At 74.6% G+C, this 19,470-nt stretch carries 4 protein-coding genes; 3 read left to right on the forward strand and 1 reads right to left on the reverse strand.

Translation table 11 applies throughout. From position 1 onward, the window contains the following. The first annotated feature begins 114 nt into the window (after positions 1–114). Both F5972_RS27310 and F5972_RS27315 read left to right on the forward strand, forming a co-directional pair. Positions 115–1,902 (forward strand): condensation domain-containing protein, encoded by a 1,788-nt coding sequence (locus F5972_RS27310; protein WP_150937279.1) that lies wholly within the window; start codon positions 115–117, stop codon positions 1,900–1,902. After that, positions 1,899–14,840 (forward strand): type I polyketide synthase, encoded by a 12,942-nt coding sequence (locus F5972_RS27315; protein ID WP_150937281.1) that lies wholly within the window; start codon positions 1,899–1,901, stop codon positions 14,838–14,840. Before F5972_RS27310 ends, F5972_RS27315 begins: the two co-directional genes overlap by 4 nt. A gap of 89 nt (positions 14,841–14,929) precedes the next feature. Here the strand turns inward: F5972_RS27315 and F5972_RS27320 are convergent, their stop codons facing one another. Next, positions 14,930–15,877: a helix-turn-helix domain-containing protein gene (locus F5972_RS27320; protein ID WP_225311941.1), complete on the reverse strand. Its 948-nt coding sequence runs from the start codon at positions 15,875–15,877 to the stop codon at positions 14,930–14,932. Between the two features lie 719 nt (positions 15,878–16,596). On the opposite strand from F5972_RS27320, the gene F5972_RS27325 reads away from it, so the two are divergent. Next, positions 16,597–19,470, forward strand: coding sequence for a helix-turn-helix transcriptional regulator (locus tag F5972_RS27325; protein WP_150937283.1), 2,874 nt, complete (start codon positions 16,597–16,599; stop codon positions 19,468–19,470).

Raw genomic sequence — 19,470 nt, forward strand, 5'->3', positions numbered from 1 at the left:
GGCCCGGTGGCGCGAGAGATGTGGAGATTTCCCCAATAGGCCGCCGGCCGCCCGGTGAATACCCTCCGTGTGAAATTCATTGATCCCCCGAGCGCTGAGTGTTCAGGAGGCGGCATGGGTGGCCTGGTATTCACCGAACGCATTCACGTGAAATTCGCCGGGGGACGCGCGGTGGAGGCGCCGCTGACGCTCGGGCAGATCAACACCCTCGAATGGCTCGGCGACGACACCCGGGCGGGGCTCTACCGGATGATGGAGTGGGCGGTGACGGTGCCGGACGGCACCACCCTCCGCGACGTGACCGACACCCTCGCGGTGCTGGTCGAGCGCCACGAGTCGCTGCGGACCTCCTTCGTCACCGGCGACGAGCGGCGGCAGGTCGTGTCGGGCTCCGGTCAGGTGGCTGTCGACGTGTACGAGACCGACGCCGCCCCCGGCTCGCCCGTCGCCCACGAGGAGGTCACCGACCTCATCGCGGCGCTCCAGGCCGCGCCCGTGGACGACGTGGCGGACTCGCTCTTCCGGGCGGCCGTCGCCATGCACGACGGCGCCATCCGGGTGGTGCTCATCGCGTGCAGCCATCTGGCGGTCGACTGCGAGAGCCTGGCCGTGGTCGTCCGGCAGTTCAGGCATCTGATCGACAACCCGGACGAGCGCCACGCCGGGCCCCTCACGCACCAGCCCGCCGACCAGGCGGCCGTCGAGCACTCCGCCCGCGGCCGGCGCCGCGCCGAGGCGTCGCTCCGCTACTGGCGGCAGCTCACGTCACGGATGCCGCAGAGCCTGTGCGCGATGCCGCGGCCGACCGGCGGCGACGAACGCGAGCTCCACCACGACTACGCGGTGCCGGCCTCCGGCGGCGAGGGGCAGCCGCTCGGCTGCTGGCTCGACTCCCCGGCGCTCCGGCTCGCGCTGCCGCACATCGCGGCGCGTACGCAGACCACGCTGCCCATGGTCCTGTCGGCCGCGTTCTGCGCCGTGCTCTCCTGGCGCACCGGCGTCTCCGACCTGGTCTTCGCCTCGCTGGCGAACAACCGGATCGGCAGGGAGATGCACGACTACGTCGGCACCCTGGCGCAGGACAGCCTGCTCGCCGTCGACGCCGGGACCACCAGCTTCGACGAGCTGGTCCGGCGGACCGGCGGCGCGACGCTCCGGGCCGCCATGCACGGGCTGTACGAGGTCAGGCTGCTCCAGGAACTCCAGGAGGAGATCGGCGACCGCCGGGGCACGCTGTTCCAGCGGGACTGCGCGTCCAACATCAACATCTTCTTCGACGGCGAGGTGCGGCCGGCCGGGCCGCCGGAGGTGGCACAGGAGGCGCTCTCCCGGACCGCCCTCCGCTGGCACATCCCGCCGTACTTCCGGGTGCTGCTTCTGATGCGGGTCATCGACTCCGACGGCGAGCCGCTGCTCGGCCTGACCACCGGCCACGCCGACCTGATCCCCGCGGCCGAGATCGAGTCGCTGCTGCTCGGGATCGACCGGCTGCTCGCCGCGGCCGCCACCGGCGACGTCGATCTCCGCCGGATGACCGAGATCACCGGGCTGACGCCGGTCGTCCGCGGCCCGGAGTGGCTGCGGGTGGACAACTGCTGGATCGAACTGCCGGAGGTGCAGGCGGTGGTCGACGAGGCCGTGCAGGCGCCGGCCCGGGTGTTCGCCGAGCCGGGCGACGACGGCCGTCCGGTCCTGACCGCCTACGTCGCCGCGGGCGGCCCGGTCCGTACGCCCCGGGAGGCCCACCGCGCCTGCCTGGGCCTGCTGAACGGCCGCTACTCCGCGATGGCGCCCGGCCGGTACGTGATCTGCGCCCGCGCTCCCGAAGACACCGGCGACCCGGCCGCCTGGCGCCGCCAGCCCGTGCTCGCCGAGGGCGACGGCCGGGAGGCGCACCGATGAGCCACGCCGAGCCGATCGCCGTACTCGGCCTGGCCTGCAGGCTTCCGCAGGCGCCCGACCCGGACGGCTTCTGGCGGCTGCTGCGGACCGGCACGGACGCGATCACCGATCCGCCGCCCGGACGGCCGGAGACCGGGCCGGGGCACCGGCCCGGCGGGTTCCTCGACCGGATCGACGAGTTCGACGCCGAGTTCTTCGGGATCTCGCCGAACGAGGCCGCCGTCATGGACCCCCAGCAGCGGCTCATGCTGGAGCTCGCCTGGGAGGCGCTGGAGAACGCCCGAATCGCGCCGACCTCGATCAGGGACCGTCACGTCGGCGTGTTCGTCGGCACGATGTCCGGCGACTACGGCACGGTGCTCCACCGCAACGGGCCGCAGGGGATCACCCGGCACACCCTGACCGGCTCCAACCGCGGCGTCATCGCCAACCGGATCTCCTATCACCTGGGCCTGCGCGGCCCGAGCTTCGCCGTGGACAGCGGCCAGTCGTCGTCGCTGCTGGCCGTACACCTCGCCTGCGAGAGCCTCCAGAACGGGGAGGCGGAGCTGGCCGTCGTGGGCGGGGTCAACCTGAACATCGTGCCCGAGAGCACGGTCGGCGCGGAGCGGTTCGGCGGGCTGTCGCCCGACCACCGCTGCTTCACCTTCGACGCCCGCGCGAACGGATACGTCCGCGGCGAGGGCGCCGCGGCCCTCGTGCTCAAGCCGCTGCGCCTCGCCCAGGCCGACGGGGACCGGATCCACTGCGTGATCCTCGGCAGCGCCGTCAACAACGACGGGAACACTGGCATGCTCACCGTTCCGAGCCGCGCGGCGCAGGAGCGGGTGATCGAACTGGCGACGCGCCGCGCGGGCGTCGGCCGGGACGAGGTCCAGTACGTCGAGCTGCACGGCACCGGCACGCGAGTCGGCGACCCCATCGAGGCGGCCTCGCTCGGCGCGTCCCTGGGCGCGGGACGGCCGGACGGCGACCGGCTCGCCGTCGGCTCCGCCAAGACCAACGTGGGCCACCTGGAGGGCGCGGCGGGAATCGTGGGCCTGCTCAAGGTGGCCCTCAGCCTCGCCCATCGAGAGCTCCCGCCGAGCCTGAACTTCGTCACGCCCAACCCGGAGATTCCGCTGGACCGGCTGGGCCTGCGGGTCCAGACCGAGCTGTCCCCCTGGCCGAGGCCCGACCGGCCGCTGGTGGCGGGCGTCTCCTCCTTTGGCGTAGGCGGCACCAATTGTCACGTCGTACTCGGCGAGCCCCCAGCCGTACGCCCGGCGGAGCTCCCGGTGGCGGGGGCCGCCGCCACCGGTGACCTGCTGCTGCCGTGGGTGCTGTCCGCGAAGACCGGGCAGGCACTGCGGGCCCAGGCCGGACGCCTCCGCGAGTTCGCCGAGGCCGACCCCCGGCCTGGGACGGCGGACGTGGCGCGCTCGCTCGCCGTGACGCGGGCCTCTTTGCGGGAGCGCGCCGTCGCCCTGGCCGCCGATCGCTCGGAGTTCCTGACGGGTCTCGCGGCGGCGGAACAGGGCGACCTCGCCGGCAACCTCCTGCGCGGCGGCGCCGACGACGAGGGCACGGTGGTCCTCGTGTTCCCGGGGACGCCCGAGGACGTCCCCGGCCACCTCGCCGCGGCGGCCGGGCTGCTGGACTCGGCCACCCCTCCCGGGCGGACGTTCCGCCGCCACCTGGAGACGTGCGCGACCGAGATCGAGCGGCGCACCGGCTGGTCGCCGCTCGACGTCCTGCGCGGCGCGCCCGGAGCGCCCGCCTCCGACGCTCCGGAGGTCGTCCGGCCCGTGTCCTGGGCCGTCGCGGTGGCGTTCGCCGCGACCTTGGAGTCCTTCGGCGTACGGCCCGGCGCGGTCGTCGGCCACCTCGACGGTGAGATCGCCGCCGCCTGCGCGGCCGGTCTCCTGACCCTCGCCGAAGGCGCCGAACTGATCACCCGCACCGGCGCCGCGCGTCCCCACCCGGCCGGCCCGTCCGACGTGCCCGAACCGCCGGTGCCGGACGCGGACGTGCCCGCCGCGACAGCGCCGAGCGCCGGCGAGATTCCCTGCTTCTCGACGCGTACGGGCGGCAGGCTCGACCGGGCCGCCGTCGACGCCGTCGACGTCGCTGGTGCCGCCACCCTTGGCACCGCGCCTGCCGGCACTTCTGACCGGCTCGGTTCTCTCGTCGACGCCCTGGCCCACGAGGGCCGCCGAATCTTCGTCGAGTTCGCGACGCGACCCGTACTGACCGGCGCGAAAGACACCGTCCTTGCCGCCGGGCCGGATCATCTCGGGGTGCTGGGTTCGATGGCCCTGGCCTACGTGCACGGGGCCGATGTGGACTGGGCGGCCGTGATCGGGGACGAGGCGGCTCTGGTCGACCTGCCGACCTACGCCTTCCAGCGCACGTCGTACTGGATCACCCCGATCGCCGCCGGGACATCGGAGCCGGCCCCCACCCCCGCTCCGGTCCATTCCCCTGTAGTGGCCACGACGTCGGACGACGCCGCGTGGCGGCGCGGGACGGCCGGGGCGCCGGAGGCGGAACGGCGGCTGGCGGCGGTCACGCTGGTGCGCGAGCAGGTCGCCGACCTCCTCGGCCACGCCACCCCGGATGCCGTCGGCATGCGGCAGACGTTCGGCGACCTCGGCTTCGACTCCGTCACCGGCGTCGAGCTGAGCCAGCGCCTGAGCGCCGTGACCGGGCTGCGGCTGCCCGACACGCTGGTCTACGACCATCCGACGCCGGTCGCCGTCGCCGAGCACCTGGTGGGCCGGGCACTCGGCCAGGAGGGCGAATCGGCGGGCGCCCCTGCGGGCACCATGACGGCCGGTACGACGACCACGACCACGACCACGACCACTGCGACCGCCTCCGCCTCCAACGCCGACGCCGCCTCCGAGGACGACGATCCGATCGCCGTGGTGGCGATGGCCTGCCGGTACCCCGGCGGCGTACGGTCGCCCGAGGACCTGTGGCGGCTGGTGGAGTCCGACGTCTGCGCGGTGTCCGACGTACCCGCCGACCGCGGCTGGGAGGTCCCCGCCGTCGGCGGCTTCCTGGCCGACGCGGCGGGCTTCGACGCCGACTTCTTCGGCATCTCGCCGCGCGAGGCGCTGGCCATGGACCCGCAGCAACGGCTGATGCTCGAAGTCACCTGGGAGGCCCTGGAACGGGCCGGGATCCCCGCCGCGACGCTCGCGGGCGGCGACACCGGCGTCTACGTCGGCGCGATCCCGCAGGAGTACGGCCCGCGCGGGCACGAGGGACCCGACGAGCTCAAGGGCTACCTCATGACCGGCGGCACGGGCAGCGTCATCTCCGGCCGGATCGCCTACACCCTCGGCCTCGGCGGCCCCGCCGTGACCGTCGACACCGCCTGCTCGTCGTCGCTGGTCGCCGTGCACATGGCCTGCCAGGCGCTGCGGCTCCGCGAGTGCGGCCTGGCCCTGGCCGGCGGCGTGACCGTGATGGCCTCTCCCACGATGTACACCGAGTTCGGACGGCAGCGCGGGCTCGCCGCCGACGGCCTGTGCAAGCCGTTCGCCGCCGCGGCGGACGGCACGAGCTGGGGTGAGGGCGCGGCGCTGCTGGTGCTCGAACGGCTGTCCGACGCCCGGCGCAACGGCCACCCCGTCCTGGCGCTGGTCCGCGGCAGCGCGGTCAACCAGGACGGCGCCAGCAACGGGCTGACCGCGCCCAGCGGCTCCGCGCAGCGGCGGGTGATCCGGGCCGCCATGGCCGCCGCCGGGCTCGGGCCCGCGGACGTGGACGCCGTCGAGGCGCACGGCACCGGCACCTCGCTCGGCGACCCGATCGAGGCCGAGGCGCTGCTGGCCACCTACGGCCGGGAGCGGCCCGCCGACCGGCCGCTGCTTCTCGGCTCGGTGAAGTCGAACATCGGTCACTCCCAGGCGGCCGCCGGCGCCGCCGGGCTCATCAAGATGGTCATGGCCATGGGCGCGGGCGTCCTGCCGAGGACCCTGCACGTCGACCGGCCCACCCCCCGGGTGGACTGGTCCTCCGGCGCCGTACGCCTCCTGACCGAGGCGACCGGCTGGCCGGACGCCGGCCGTCCGCGCCGTGCGGCGGTGTCGTCCTTCGGCATCAGCGGCACCAACGCGCACCTCATCCTGGAGCAGGCCCCCGCCGCGGCCCCGCCGGAGACCTCGCCGCCGACAACCATCCACGCGGACGACGGATCACCCGCGACGTGGCTGATCTCGGCCAAGACCGAGCCGGCCCTGCGGGCGCAGGCGCAGCGGCTGAGGGACTTCGTCGCCGCCCGTCCCGGCCTCGACGCGAACACCGTCGCGGCGGCCCTCACGGCGGGCCGTACGGTGTTCGAGCACCGGGCCGTGATCACGGCGGCGAGCCGGCCGGCCCTGTTGTCCGGCCTCGGCGCGGTCGCCGCCGGCGAGGCCGCGCCCGGCGTGCTGCGTGCGACGGGCGGGGCCGGCGGGACCGCCTTCCTGTTCGCGGGGCAGGGCAGCCAGCGACCCGGCATGGGCCGTGAGCTGTATGAGGCGTCCGAGGTCTTCGCGGCCGCGCTCGACGAGGCCTGTGCGCACCTCGATCCCCACCTGGAACGGCCGCTGCGCGACGTCATGTGGGCGCCCGCCGGGTCGCCCGAGGCGGAGCTGCTCGGCCAGACCGGCTACACCCAGCCGGCGCTGTTCGCCCTGGAGACCGCGTTGTACGCGCTGGCCCGGGAGTGCGGCATCACGCCGGACTACCTCATCGGCCACTCGATCGGCGAGCTCACCGCCGCGCACGTCGCGGGTGTGCTGTCGATGGCCGACGCCGCGACGCTGGTCACCGCCCGAGGGCGGCTGATGCAGGAACTGCCGCGGGGCGGCGCGATGGTGTCGATCCGCTCCGCCGAGGACGCCGTACGCCCGCTGCTCAGCGGGCACGAGGAGAACGTCGGCGTGGCGGCCGTCAACGGCCCGGCCGCGGTCGTCGTCTCCGGCGACACCGACGCCGTGCTCGACGTCGCTCGGCGCTGCGAGGAACTGGGCTGGGCGACCCGGCGGCTGAACGTCAGCCACGCCTTCCACTCACCGCACATGGACGGCATGCTCGGCCACCTCCTCGACGTCGCCGCCGCCCTGACCTTCCGGCCGCCCGCGATCCCCGTCGTGTCGAACCTCACCGGACGGATCGCCACCCCGGAGGAGCTGTGCTCGCCCGCGTACTGGGTGCGGCACGCGCGTGAGGGAGTGCGTTTCCTCGACGGCGTCCACCGGCTCGCCGAACAGGGCGTCACCACCTATCTGGAGCTGAGCCCCGACGCCGTGCTCGCGCCACTCGCCCGGACCACCCTCGCGGCACTGTCGCCCAAGCCCGACCCGGCACCGGAGTTCATGCCGATCCTGCAACGCGGGCGTCCGGAGGCCGAGACCGCCGACCGGGCCGTCGCCTGGGCACGTGCTCGTGGCGCGGGCACGCCCACGCACTCGGGTCACACCGATTGGGCGGCCGCCTGCGCCGGCCTGCCCACGTACCCCTTCCAGCACCGGCGCTACTGGCTGACCGCCACGCCGGGCCCGAGCGCGTCCGAGTCAGGCCCGTCCACGGCCGCCCCCATGGAGACGCGCTTCTGGGCCGCCGTACGCAGCGGGGACACCGGCGCGGTCGCCGACACGCTCGGGGTCACCGGTGCGGACGAGCGGTCGTCACTGGGCGCGGTCGTCCCGATCCTGTCCGACTGGCACCAGCGGCACCGCGAACGGGCGGCCGCCGACGGACGGCGCTACCGCGTCGCCTGGCGGCCGATCCCCGTGACGGCGGCTCCCGCCCCGCGCGGCGTGTGGCTCCTGGTGGTCCCGGCCGGGTACGCGGACCACGAATGGGTGACCGCCTGCGCGAGCGCCCTCACCGACGGCGGCGCCGACGTCCGTACGATCACCGAGGTGGGCGGCGACGCCGACCGGGACGTGCTCACGTCGCGGCTCCGCGCCGCACTGGGCGACGTAACCGCGGGCCACGGCACAGCGGGCCACGGCACAGCGGGTCACCAAGCTGGGGGTGCGAGCTCTGCGGGGGTGGGCGGCGTGGTGTCGCTGCTGGCGCTCGACGACCGCCCGGACCCGCGCCACGCCGAGATCTCGCGTGGCCTGTCGGCGACGCTGACGCTGGTGCAGGCCCTCGGCGACGCCGCGCTCGACGCGCCGCTGTGGCTGCTGACCCGTGGAGCCGTCGGCACCGGCTCCACGGACCCGGTCGAAAGCCCGGCGCAGGAGCAGATATGGGCGATCGGCCGCTCCGTCGCCCTGGAACGCCCGCGCTCGTGGGGCGGGCTCATCGACCTCCCGGCCGACACCCGGTCAGCGCCTCTCCTGCGTACGGCCCTGAACGGGCCCGGCGACGAGGAGGAGATCGCGATCCGCGCCGCCGGGCTGTTCGGGCGCCGGCTGGTGACGGCGCCGCGGCCGGCGTCCGCCGGCGAACCCTGGCGCCCGCGCGGAACCGTCCTGATCACCGGCGGCACCGGTGGTCTGGGCGCCCACGTCGCCCGATGGCTGGCCGCGGGCGGCGCGGAGCACCTGGTGCTCGTCAGCCGCCGGGGCAGGGCCACACCGGGCGCCGAGGCCCTCGAAGCGGAGCTCACCTCGCTCGGCGCCGCCGTCACCGTCGCCTCCTGCGACGTGGCCGACCGCGCGGCGCTGGCCGGCCTGATCGACGCTGTGACCGCCGAGCACGGCCCCATCCGTTCGGTGTTCCACACGGCGGGGGTCGGGCGGCGCGTGCCGATCGAGGACCTCACCGCGGGCGATCTCGCGGAGGCGTGCTCGAAGGCCGCCGGCGCCGCCAACCTCGACGATCTGTTCGGCGAGACCGCCCTGGACGCGTTCGTGCTGTTCTCCTCGATCGCGGGCGTCGGGCTGTGGGCCACCACCGGCCAGGCCGCGTACGCGGCGGCCAACGCCTTCCTCGACGCCCTGGCCGAGCGGCGCCGGGCCGGTGGCCGCACCGCGACCTCTCTCGCCTGGGGTCTGTGGGCCGGGCCGGGCATGGGCGCGGACCCCGCGTTCGCCCGCCACCTGCAGCGGCACGGCGTCGAGGCGCTGCCGCCCGAGCAGGCCATGGCCGCGCTGCAGTACGCGCTGGACGACGACGAGACCTGCGTGACCATCGCCGACATCGCGTGGGAGCGGTTCGTGCCGCCGTTCACCGCGGCGCGTCGCCGTCCGCTGCTCGACGACCTGCCGGCGGCGCGAGAGGCGCGGGAGGTGCTGAAGGCACCGGAAGACGCCCCCGGCCGAACCTCCGGAGCGTCCGGCCAGGGACTGCGGCAGGAGCTCGCCGCCCTGCCCGCCGCCAGGCGGCGGCCCCGGGTCCTGGACGTGGTGCTGGGGGTCACGGCGGCGATCGTCGGCGAGTCCGCGGAGGCGGTCGACCCGCGCAGGCCGTTCCGCGACCTCGGGTTCGACTCCCTGATGACCGTCGAACTGCCGGAACGGCTCACCGCCGCCACGGGGCTGGCGCTCCCCGCCACGCTGGCGTACGACCATCCGACGCCGGCCGCGGTCACCGACCTCGTGTTCGCCCAGCTCACCGGCGCGTCCGAGCGCGTCGCGGGCCCGGCCGCCACCGTCGCGCCCGCGCCAGTGGGTTCGGACGCGGACCCCATCGCCATCGTCGCGATGGCCTGCCGCTATCCGGGGGGCGTGCGCTCCCCCGAGGACCTGTGGGACCTGCTGATGTCCGGCGCCGACGCGCTGTCGGAGTTCCCCACCGACCGGGGCTGGGATCTCGACCGGCTGTACGACCCGGACGGCGAACGGCCCGGCACGTCGTACACGAACCTCGGCGGCTTCCTCGACGACGCCGGGGAGTTCGACCCCGCCTTCTTCGACATCAGCCCGCGCGAGGCCGTCGCGATGGACCCGCAGCAGCGGCTGTTGCTCACGCTCGCCTGGGAGGTCATGGAACGCGCCGGGATCGACCCCACAGCTCTGCGCGAGAGCGACACCGGTGTCTTCGTCGGCGCGTCGTCACACCAGTACGGCGGCGACGGCACGCACGTTCCCGAGGACGTCGCCGGTCACCTGCTGACCGGCACCGCGGCGAGCGTGAACTCCGGGCGCATCGCGTACGGCCTCGGCCTGCGGGGACCGGCCCTGACGGTGGACACCGCCTGCTCGTCGTCGCTGGTCGCCGTCCACCTCGCCGGCCAGGCGCTCCGCTCCGGGGAGTGCGGCATGGCGCTGGTCGGCGCCGCCACGGTGATGTCCACCCCGACCGTGTTCACCGAGTTCAGCAGGCAGCGCGGGCTGGCTCCCGACGGCAGGTGCAAGCCGTTCGCCGCCGCCGCCGACGGCACGGCCTGGAGCGAGGGCGCCGCGATGCTCCTGCTCGAACGGCTCTCCGACGCGACCCGCAACGGCCACCGGGTGCTCGGCCTCCTGCGCGGCAGCGCCGTCAACCAGGACGGCGCGAGCAACGGGCTGACCGCGCCCAACGGCCCGGCGCAGGAACAGGTCATCGCGCAGGCGCTCGCCGCCGCGGGGCTCGGCCCGGCCGAGGTGGACGTCGTGGAGGCACACGGCACCGGCACCGCGCTCGGCGACCCCATCGAGGCCAGGGCGCTGCTCGCGGCGTACGGCCAGGACCGGGACGCACGGCCGCCGCTGCTGCTGGGATCGGTCAAGGCCAACATCGGGCACACCCAGGCGGCGGCTGGAATGGCCGGGATCATCAAACTGGTCATGGCGATGCGGCACGGCGTGCTGCCGAAGACGCCGCACGTCGACCGGCCCACCCCGCACGTCGACTGGTCCTCGGGCGCGGTTCGCCTGGTGACCGAACCGACCGCCTGGCCCGGCACGGGCAGGCCGCGCCGCGGAGGCGTCTCGTCGTTCGGCATCAGCGGCACCAACGCCCACGTCGTCATCGAGCAGCCCGCACCGCAGGAGACACCGGACCCCGCGGACGGAAATCCGCCGTCCCACATGCCCGGGGCCCGTACGGAGACACCGGCGTTCGTCGCGGCACGCGTAGAGACATCGGCACCAGAGCTCTTCTCAGTGCGGACCGAGACGCCGGCACCGGAGTCCTTCTCGGTGCGCACGGAGACGGCATCGCCGGCGCCCTGGCTCGTCTCCGCTCGCACGGAGACGGCGTTGCGGGCGCAGGCGGCCCGGCTCCGCGACTTCGCCCGGCGTCACCCGGAACTCCCCCTCGACGACGTCGCCCACGCGCTCGTCACGACCCGGCACGCGTTCGAGCACCGGGCCGCCGTCACGGGCCGGACCCACGCCGAGTTCGCCGAGGCGCTGGACCGGCTCGCCCATGGCCAGGGCCATCCCGGCGTCGTCCCCGCCGCCGTCCCCGGCAACGTGGTGCAGGGCGTCGCGAAGGCGGCACGGACCGCGTTCCTCTACCCCGAGGGCACCGGGCTGGTCAGCACCGCGTTCGTCCGCACCGGACTCTTCAGCACCGCGCAGACCAGCACCACGCCAACCGGCACCACACCGAACGGCACCGGGTTGAACGGCGCCACGTTGAATGGCACCGAGCACATCGACGGCGGGCAGATCGGTGCCGTGCTCGGGTTGTACGAGGCGTTCCCGGTCTTCGCTGCCGAGTTCGACGCCGTCTGCGGCGTGCTGGACGCCCATCTGGACACCCCCCTGCGCGACGTGCTCCGCGCCACCCCCGGCACCCTCGGGGACGGCCGCTCCGCCCACGCGTACGCGGTCCGGTTCGCGGCCGACGTCGCGCTCACCCGGCTGCTCGAATACTTCGGGGTCACGCCCGAATACGTGCTCGGGGCCGGGAGTGGCGAGCCGGCCGCCGCGTACGTCGCCGGCGCGCTCTCCCTCACCGACGCCGCGGCCCTGGCCGTGGCCCTGGGCCGGCTCTCGGAACGGGACGGCGAGCGGACCGACGAGGACGCGGCGCTGCGCGAGGTCCGCACGGTCGTCGGGCGCACCCGGTTCAGCGAGCCCGCCATCCCGATCGTCCACGGGCCGACCGGGCGGTTCGTGACCGCCGACGCTCTGGCCGACCCCGAGCACTGGACCCGCCAGGCCACCACCGGAACATGGGAGGGCACTCGGCTGCTCGTCGAGAGCGGGGCGGGCCGTGTCCTCGTGCTCGGTTCCGACACGCCCGACACACCCGGCAGGCTCACCGAGGACGACCCGGCCGCATCGGACCAGCCGATCGCACCACAGCAGCAGGCCGCACCGCACCGGCCGGGCGGGCCGATCGCGGTCGTGCGGCCCGGCCACGGTGCGGCGCAGGGCCTGATCGCCGCGCTGGCCGAGGCTCACTGTCAGGGCCAGGCCGTCGTGTGGGGGAACGTCCTCCCCGCCGGGCGCGGCACGCCCGTCGATCTCCCGACGTACGCCTTCGACCAGCGGCGGTTCTGGCTGCCGGCGGCCGGCCGGAGCCACGCCTCCGGTGTCTCGCGGGCCGCGGAGCGCCATCCGCTGGTCGACCAGGCGATCGAACTCGACGACGGCGGCATGCTGTTCACCGGCGGGCTGTCCGCGCGTACGCAACCGTGGCTCGCGGACCACGAGGTGCACGGCCGGGTCGTCGTGCCGGGCGTGACGTTCCTGGAACTCGCCGCGTGGGCAGCCCGGCAGGTCGGGTGCGCGGAGGTCGTCGAGCTGACGCACAAGGCCCCCCTGATCGTGCCGCCCGACGGCAGGGTCGAACTGCAGTTGCGGGCCGGACCCGCCGGTCCGGCCGGGCGACGGGAGTTCTCACTGCGGTGCAGGGGTGAAGCCGAGGCTCGCGGGCGTCCCTGGTCGCAACTGGCCACCGGCGTCCTCGGCCCGGCCCGGCCCGGCGGCGTCGCGTCGTCGCCGAGCGGGCCCGCGAGAACAGACCGGCCCGCCGGCGTCCCTGACGGCGCCATCCCGATCGAGGTCGGCGACTTCTACCGGCGGTTCAACGACCGGGGCCACTACGGATGGGGTCCGGTGTTCCAGAGCGTACGCGCCGCCCACCGGCACGGCGACGACCTCTACGTCGAGCTCCGGCTGCCCGAGGACCGGCGCCTGCATCCCGGCCTGTTCGGCCCGCATCCGGCGCTGCTCGACGCGACGATGCACGGGCTCGGCCTGGACGGCACGCCGGAGCGGCTCGTCGACCTGGTCGCCCGGCCCGGAGACGGCACAGGAGCCGACACCGGAGACGACACCGGGCGGCCACGCATCCCGTTCATCTGGAACGGGGTCGCCCTCTCCGCGCACGGCGCGCGTGAGCTCCTGGTGCGGATCTCCCCCGCCGGCCCGGGAGCGGTGGCGATCACCGGCTGGGACGAGACCGGCCACCCGGCGGTCGTCGTCGAGTCGCTGCATCTGCTGCCCATCGCGCCGGACCAGCTCGGGCGTGCGGCCGGACGCCGCGGGACGTTGTACCGCGTCGCCTGGCCCGTCGTCGAGCCGCCGTACGAGAAGCCGCGACCGGTCGTCACGGTGCCCGACGGCGATCTTCCCGCCGCGTGGGCGGCGGTCGCGAGCGACGGGGAGCCGCCCGCCGCGGTGGTCGTGCCGCTGCCGTCGGACGACCGCACGCCCGCCGGCGCGCGCCGCGCGACCCGCCGCACGCTGGAACTCGCGCAGCGGTGGCTCTCCGACGACGCGCCCGCCGGCGTACGGCTGGTGTTCCTCACCCGGCACGCGGTGGCCGCGCTGCCCGGCGACCCGGTCGAGGACCTCGCCAACGCCGCGTCCTGGGGCCTGATCCGCTCGGCCCAAGCGGAGAATCCGGGCCGGTTCACGCTCGTCGACGTCGACCGGTCGCCCGCGTCCCAGGACGCGATCGCGGCGGCGGTGGCCACCGGCGCACCGCAGATCGCCATCCGCGACGGCATACTCCATCGGCCGGAGCCGGTGCAGGTCCCCCTGATCACGGGCCGGACCGGCCGGCGCATCGATCCCCACGGCACGGTGCTCGTCACCGGCGGCACCGGCGGCCTCGGCGCGCTGCTCGCCCGCCATCTCGTCACCGAGCACGGCGTACGCCACCTGATCCTGGCGAGCCGCCGGGGTGACGCCGCGGCCGGCGCCCACCGGCTCGTCGCCGATCTGGCCGGTCTCGGGGCCGAGGTAAGGGCCGTCGCCTGCGACGTCGCCGACCGCGACGCCGTGGAGGCGCTGCTCGCCGGGGTCCCGGTGAGTCACCCGCTCAGCGCGGTCGTCCACGCGGCGGGCGTGCTCGACGACGCCGTGATCACCGCCATGTCCGCGGGGCAGGTCGAAGACGTCATGCGGCCGAAGGCCGACGGCGCCTGGCACCTCCACGAGCTCACCCGCGGGCTCGACCTGGACGCCTTCGTGCTGTTCTCCTCCGTGGCGGGCGTGCTCGGCACCGCGGGCCAGGCGAACTACGCGGCGGCCAACAGCTTCCTCGACGCCCTCGCCCGTCACCGCCACTCGCTCGGGCTTCCCGCGATGTCGCTCGCCTGGGGGCTGTGGGAGTCCGACGGGATGGGCGGCCGTCTTGGTCACGCCGACCTGGAGCGGATGCGGCGCGCCGGGATCACTCCGCTGTCCGTCGAGGACGGGCTCGGGCTGTTCGACGACGCGCTCGCCCTGGCGGAGCCACTGGTCGCACCGGCCGATCTGGACCTCGCGGCGACGCGTACCGGGACCGTGACCACGCCGGAGGCCGCGGCCGCGCCGGACGTCATGACCGCGCTGCCGCCGTCCGGTCTCTCACCGGACGAACGCGACGCGCTCCTGCTCGACCTCGTCGTCGGGCAGGTCGCCGAGGTCAGCGGTCACGCCGCGGACTGGATCGAGCCGAACGCCACCCTGTTCGAGCTCGGACTGGACTCGCTCATGATCGTGGAGTTGCGCAACCGCCTCGCGGCCACCAGCGGGCTGGCCCTGCCCGCCAGCATCGCCTTCGACCACCCGACACCCGCGGCGCTCGTCGACCACCTGCGGGACCGGCTGGCCGGAGACCGCGAACCGGCGGACGCCTGATGGCACAAGGGCGCCCGATGTCACCAGTGCGTCCGACGCCGGGAGGACGTCCGACGTCACCAGGACCTCCGATGCCGGGCGGACGGACCTCACGAGGTCGGGGCGTCCGCCCAGATGTCGGCTCCGGGCTCGGGCGCGGGATAGCGGAACCAGCCGCGTTCCGCTGCCCGCGCCCCGGCCTGGAACCGGCTGCGGGCGCCCAGGCGGTTCATCAGGTCGGCGGTGATCCGGCGGCAGGTCCTGGTGGAGATGCCGAGTTTGCGGGCGACCGCCTCGTCGGTGTGCCCCTCGCACAGGAACCTCAGCAACTCGCGCTCCTGGTCGGTGAGGCCGTCGCGGTCGCGGGTGCGGGACGCGCCGAAGTCCCGGCCGCGTTCCCACATCAGGTCGAACAGCGTGCGCATCGCCATGACCATGCCCTCGCCGCGGACCAGCACCGCGCCCAGCGCGACGTGCTCGGGATCGACCGGGACCATCGCCACCTCGCGGTCCACGATGATCATCCGGATCGGCAGCACCGGAAGGGTGCGCACCCGGCCGCCGAGCCACGTGAGCCGGCGGGCATGGCCCGACGTGACCGGATCCCGGTCGATGGTGTCGAGGAAGAGGGCGCGTACGGTCACCCCGCGCTCCAGCATCTGCTCGTCCAGCATCCGGCTCGCCGTGCTCTCGGCGGACGGCGTGCCGACCGGCATCAGGGACAGGAACTCGTAGCGGGCGTCGCGGGCGAGCTGCACCAGCCGCTCACGGATCGCGTCGATGTCCGCGAGGCGTTCGAGCACGTCTCCGGACGCGTGACGCGTGATCGCGTACTCGGCCTCCAGCACGGCGATCGCCGCCCGGCTCTCCGCGATCTGGTTCTGCCGGCGGACCAGCTCGGCCTCTTGGTGCTTGATGAGGGCTTCCAGGGCGATCCCCGGGCTCACCGGGCACAACACGCTCGGGTCCTCCCTGGACGGCCGGAGCAGCGAGAGCCGTCGCAGACGGTCCAGCGCGGCCCGGACGGCGCCCTCGCCCAGGCCCAGCCGAAGTGTCAAATCGGCGACCGTGCTGTCGGGATCCGCCAGAATCGTCAGGTAAACCGACTCGCTGGCATTATCCAAACCGAAACCCTGCAGCACACTGTTGCGGCAAGCCTGCGAATTCACATGCCACCTACCTCGTACACCGCATATCGCCGTACCGCGTCACTTGGCAGTTATGCGGCCCAGCACTCCCCGGCGGCCTGCCAGGCATCGTCATATTAAAGCCGGTTCGCCAACCCGTCCCGGCGGCGTCCGTTGCCATCTGGTTTGGCAACCGGTCCGCGCGGCGGCATGACGCCCAGCCTCCGACGGGAAGTCGTCGTACGCTCACGCAGCGTGGGGAACGCCGGTGAAGCGGCGCCATTTCGGAAAGTGGTGACGACGGTTCGACCCGGATTTCTTCCGCCCGTAATTCGATTCCCGGGGATTGGCACCGGATCCACCCGGCCCGGCGCGTCCGGGCCCGCCTCGGTCGGCACCCTGGTCCGCAGGCTCCGACGGTGGAATTGCCCAGGATTTCGGCGCCGGGTGCCACCTGACAACATGCTGCCAGGACACGTGCTGCCAGGCGGGAGCCGCTGACAGAGAGCGACCGGCTTGCGAAAATCGTGGGAGCGCTCCCACGATATGCATCCCAATATCGCCTGTTGTTCGAAAACCAATCCCGAATATGTATTGACGCGCATTCCGATCAGGCGCCGACAAAAGTGCGAGGCCATAGGGTGAAGGATATGAGTGTGCCGCCGCGGCGCCATCCGGCCTTTGACGACAGGCCGGCCATCGCGGCCCCGGCGCCACACCGGCCGGTCAGCCCGCTTATCGGACGGGAGTCGCAACGCCTGGAGATCGAGGCCGCGGTCCAGGGCCTGTCGCAGGGCCGCCCGGCTTTCCTCGAAATCAGCGGAGATCCCGGAACAGGCAAGACCGCGTTGCTCGCCGAGGTGGTCCGCGTCGCGCGAGAGGCGGAAATCGCGGTGTTCACCGGCAGGCCGCAGCCGGTGGACGGCGACCTGGCGTTCGGCGCGATCGTCGACGCACTGGACGGCCGGCTCTCCGTCGCCGGGGGCGAACGGCTCCATCGGCTGCCGGCGGCGCAGCGGGACGTGCTGGCGGCCGTCTTTCCCTCGCTGGCGGCGGACGCCTCCGCGCCGTCGCCGCCCGACGTCGCGGCGCCCTACCGCGTGGGACACGCCGTTCGCCTGCTGCTGGAGGATCTCGCCTCGTCCCGTCCGGTCGCCCTCGTCCTCGACGATCTGCATCAGGCCGACGCGGGCACCGTCGACGTGGTGTGCCGGCTGATGTGCACTCCGCCCCGCGCCCCGGTGCTCCTGGCCTTCGCACATCGGCACCGGCAGGTGTCCCCGCGGCTGCGCGCCACCGCCGACACGGCGCGGGAGGTCGCCCGGCTGCGCCTGGAACCCCTGGCCGAACGTCACACCGAAGCTCTGCTCGGCGAGGACCTTCCCGCGCGGGCGCGCGGGGAGCTGTATCGGGCGAGCGAGGGCAATCCCGGCTACCTCCGTGCCCTGGCGGACGTGCTGGAGCAGGGCCCGCCCGGCATCGACGAGGCCGACATCGCCCCGGTGCCGCCGTGGTTCGCCTCGGCGCTGGCCGCCGAGGTCGCCCGCCTCTCGCCCCTGGGAAGACTGGTCGTCGCCGCGTGCGCGGTGCTCGGCGACCCGATCACCGTGCCGTCGGTGGCCGCGATCGCGGAGGTCGGCGAGCAGGACGCCTATTCGGCGATCGACGAGATCGCCTCCCACGACCTCATCCGCCTCGTGGCGGGGACCGGGCGGTTCGGGTTCCGGCACTCCCTGGTCCGGCGTGCCGTCTACCACAACGTGAGTCCCGGCTGGCGGCTCGGCGCCCACGCGCGGGCCGCCCAGTCACCGGCCGGCGGCCGGGTGTCCGCCGTCGAGACGGCGCCGCATCTCACGCGGGTCGCCACGCCGGGCGATCACGCCGCGGTCGCGCTCCTCGCCGCGGCCGCCGACGAGGTCGAGGCCGCGCGGCCGCGGCAGGCGGCCCAGTGGCGGCGGGCGGCGCTCGAACTGCTGCCGTACGACGGGAACGGGCCGGACGGCGAGAACGCACAGGTCGGCACGAACGCACAGACCGACAGGAACCAGCAGCACGGCGAGAACCAGCGGTCCGGCGAGAACGGGCAGGCAGGCGTTCGCACCGGCCTGCTGCTGGCGCTCGGCAGAGCGTGCGAGGCGGCGGGCCAGTTGCGGCAGGCCGGCGACGCCCTGGCCGAGGCCCTGCGGCTGATCCCGTACGGCGCGGGCGGCCGGCGCGCCGTCGTGGCCGCCGACCATGCCCGCCTTCTGCACGACCTGGGGCGGTCCGGCGAGGCCCGCGCCCTGGTAGGCACCGAGCTGGCGCACACCCGGGACGAGGCCGATCGCGCGGCCCTGTCGTTCGAACGCGCGTGGCTCGAAGTGTCGAGCGGCTCCCCCGGCGCGGCGCACGCCGACGCCACGCAGGCCGTCCACATCGCCGATCGGCTCGGCCTGCCCCTGCTGGGCTGCGCGGCACGCGGGATGCTCGCCGTTTCGGCGGTCCTCGCCGGCACGCCGTCCGCGGGGACACTCGACGACCTCCCCCGAGCCGCCGCGGTCCTCGACGCGCTCCCCGACGAGGAGCTCACGGCCCGCCCGGACGCGCCGCTCTGGATCGGGTGGGCCGCGCTCGTCCTCGAACGCCCGCACGACGCGATACGGCATCTCGATCGTGCGGTGGCCGCCGGCAGGTCGGCAGGACGGCAGGCGGTCGTGAGCCACGCGCTGGTCGCCCGCGTCGCGGCGCTGTGTGCCGCCGGCCTGCTCACGGCGGCGAAAGACAGCGCCGACGAGGCCGTGCGCGCGGCCTGGCTGTCCGGCAGCGCCGCGCTCCGCTCCTCCGTGCTCGCGGCACGCTGCCTCGTCACGGCCCGCATGGGCGACCTCGACGCCCTGCGACGCCACCTGGCCGAGTACGGCACGCCCGTGGTCCAGGGCTGGCCCTGGGCCCTCGCCGCCGGGATGGTCGCGGAGGCCAGACCGGCCGCGGGCGGCCCCGATGGCGGCGGGATCCCGATCGAGGTGAACGGCCTGACCCGGCCCGCGGCGGACGTGTGGTCGGACGCCGTACAGCCGGAGGCCACACGATGGGAGGCCGCACAGCCGGGGCCCACTTGGTGGAAGGCCGCGATCCGGACGTCCCCCGCAGACCCGGCCGTCGACCCGGCCATCGACCCGGCCTTCGACCCGGTGCCGGACTCGACCACAGGCAGGGTCGCCGGCCTGATGACCGGTACGGCCGCGGACCTGACCGTCCCGGTGATCGAATCAGCCGCCGCCGGACCGCCAGGCGCCGGTGGGCCGCGAAGCGCCTCCGGCCCGCCCGTCGCCGAGCGGCCGGCCGCCGCCTCCCTCACCGCACGCGAACGACAGATCGCCCGGCTGGTCAGTGAAGGGCTGAAGAACCGGGAGATCGCCGACCGGCTCTACGTGACGCAGAAGACCGTGGAGATGCACCTGTCGCGGATCTTCGCCAAACTCGGCGTGTCCAACCGGGTCGGCGTCGCGCGCACCCTCTACGCGACGCCCACGACCTCGCACTGA

The organism is Microbispora cellulosiformans, from assembly GCF_008728085.1.
GTDB lineage: Bacteria > Actinomycetota > Actinomycetes > Streptosporangiales > Streptosporangiaceae > Microbispora > Microbispora amethystogenes.

What these genes read in the sequence shown, in the direction of transcription:
- F5972_RS27310 (WP_150937279.1), top strand. Translation starts at nt 115, where the DNA reads ATGGGTGGCCTGGTATTCACCGAACGCATTCACGTGAAATTCGCCGGG.
- F5972_RS27315 (WP_150937281.1), top strand. Translation starts at nt 1,899, where the DNA reads ATGAGCCACGCCGAGCCGATCGCCGTACTCGGCCTGGCCTGCAGGCTT.
- F5972_RS27325 (WP_150937283.1), top strand. Translation starts at nt 16,597, where the DNA reads ATGAGTGTGCCGCCGCGGCGCCATCCGGCCTTTGACGACAGGCCGGCC.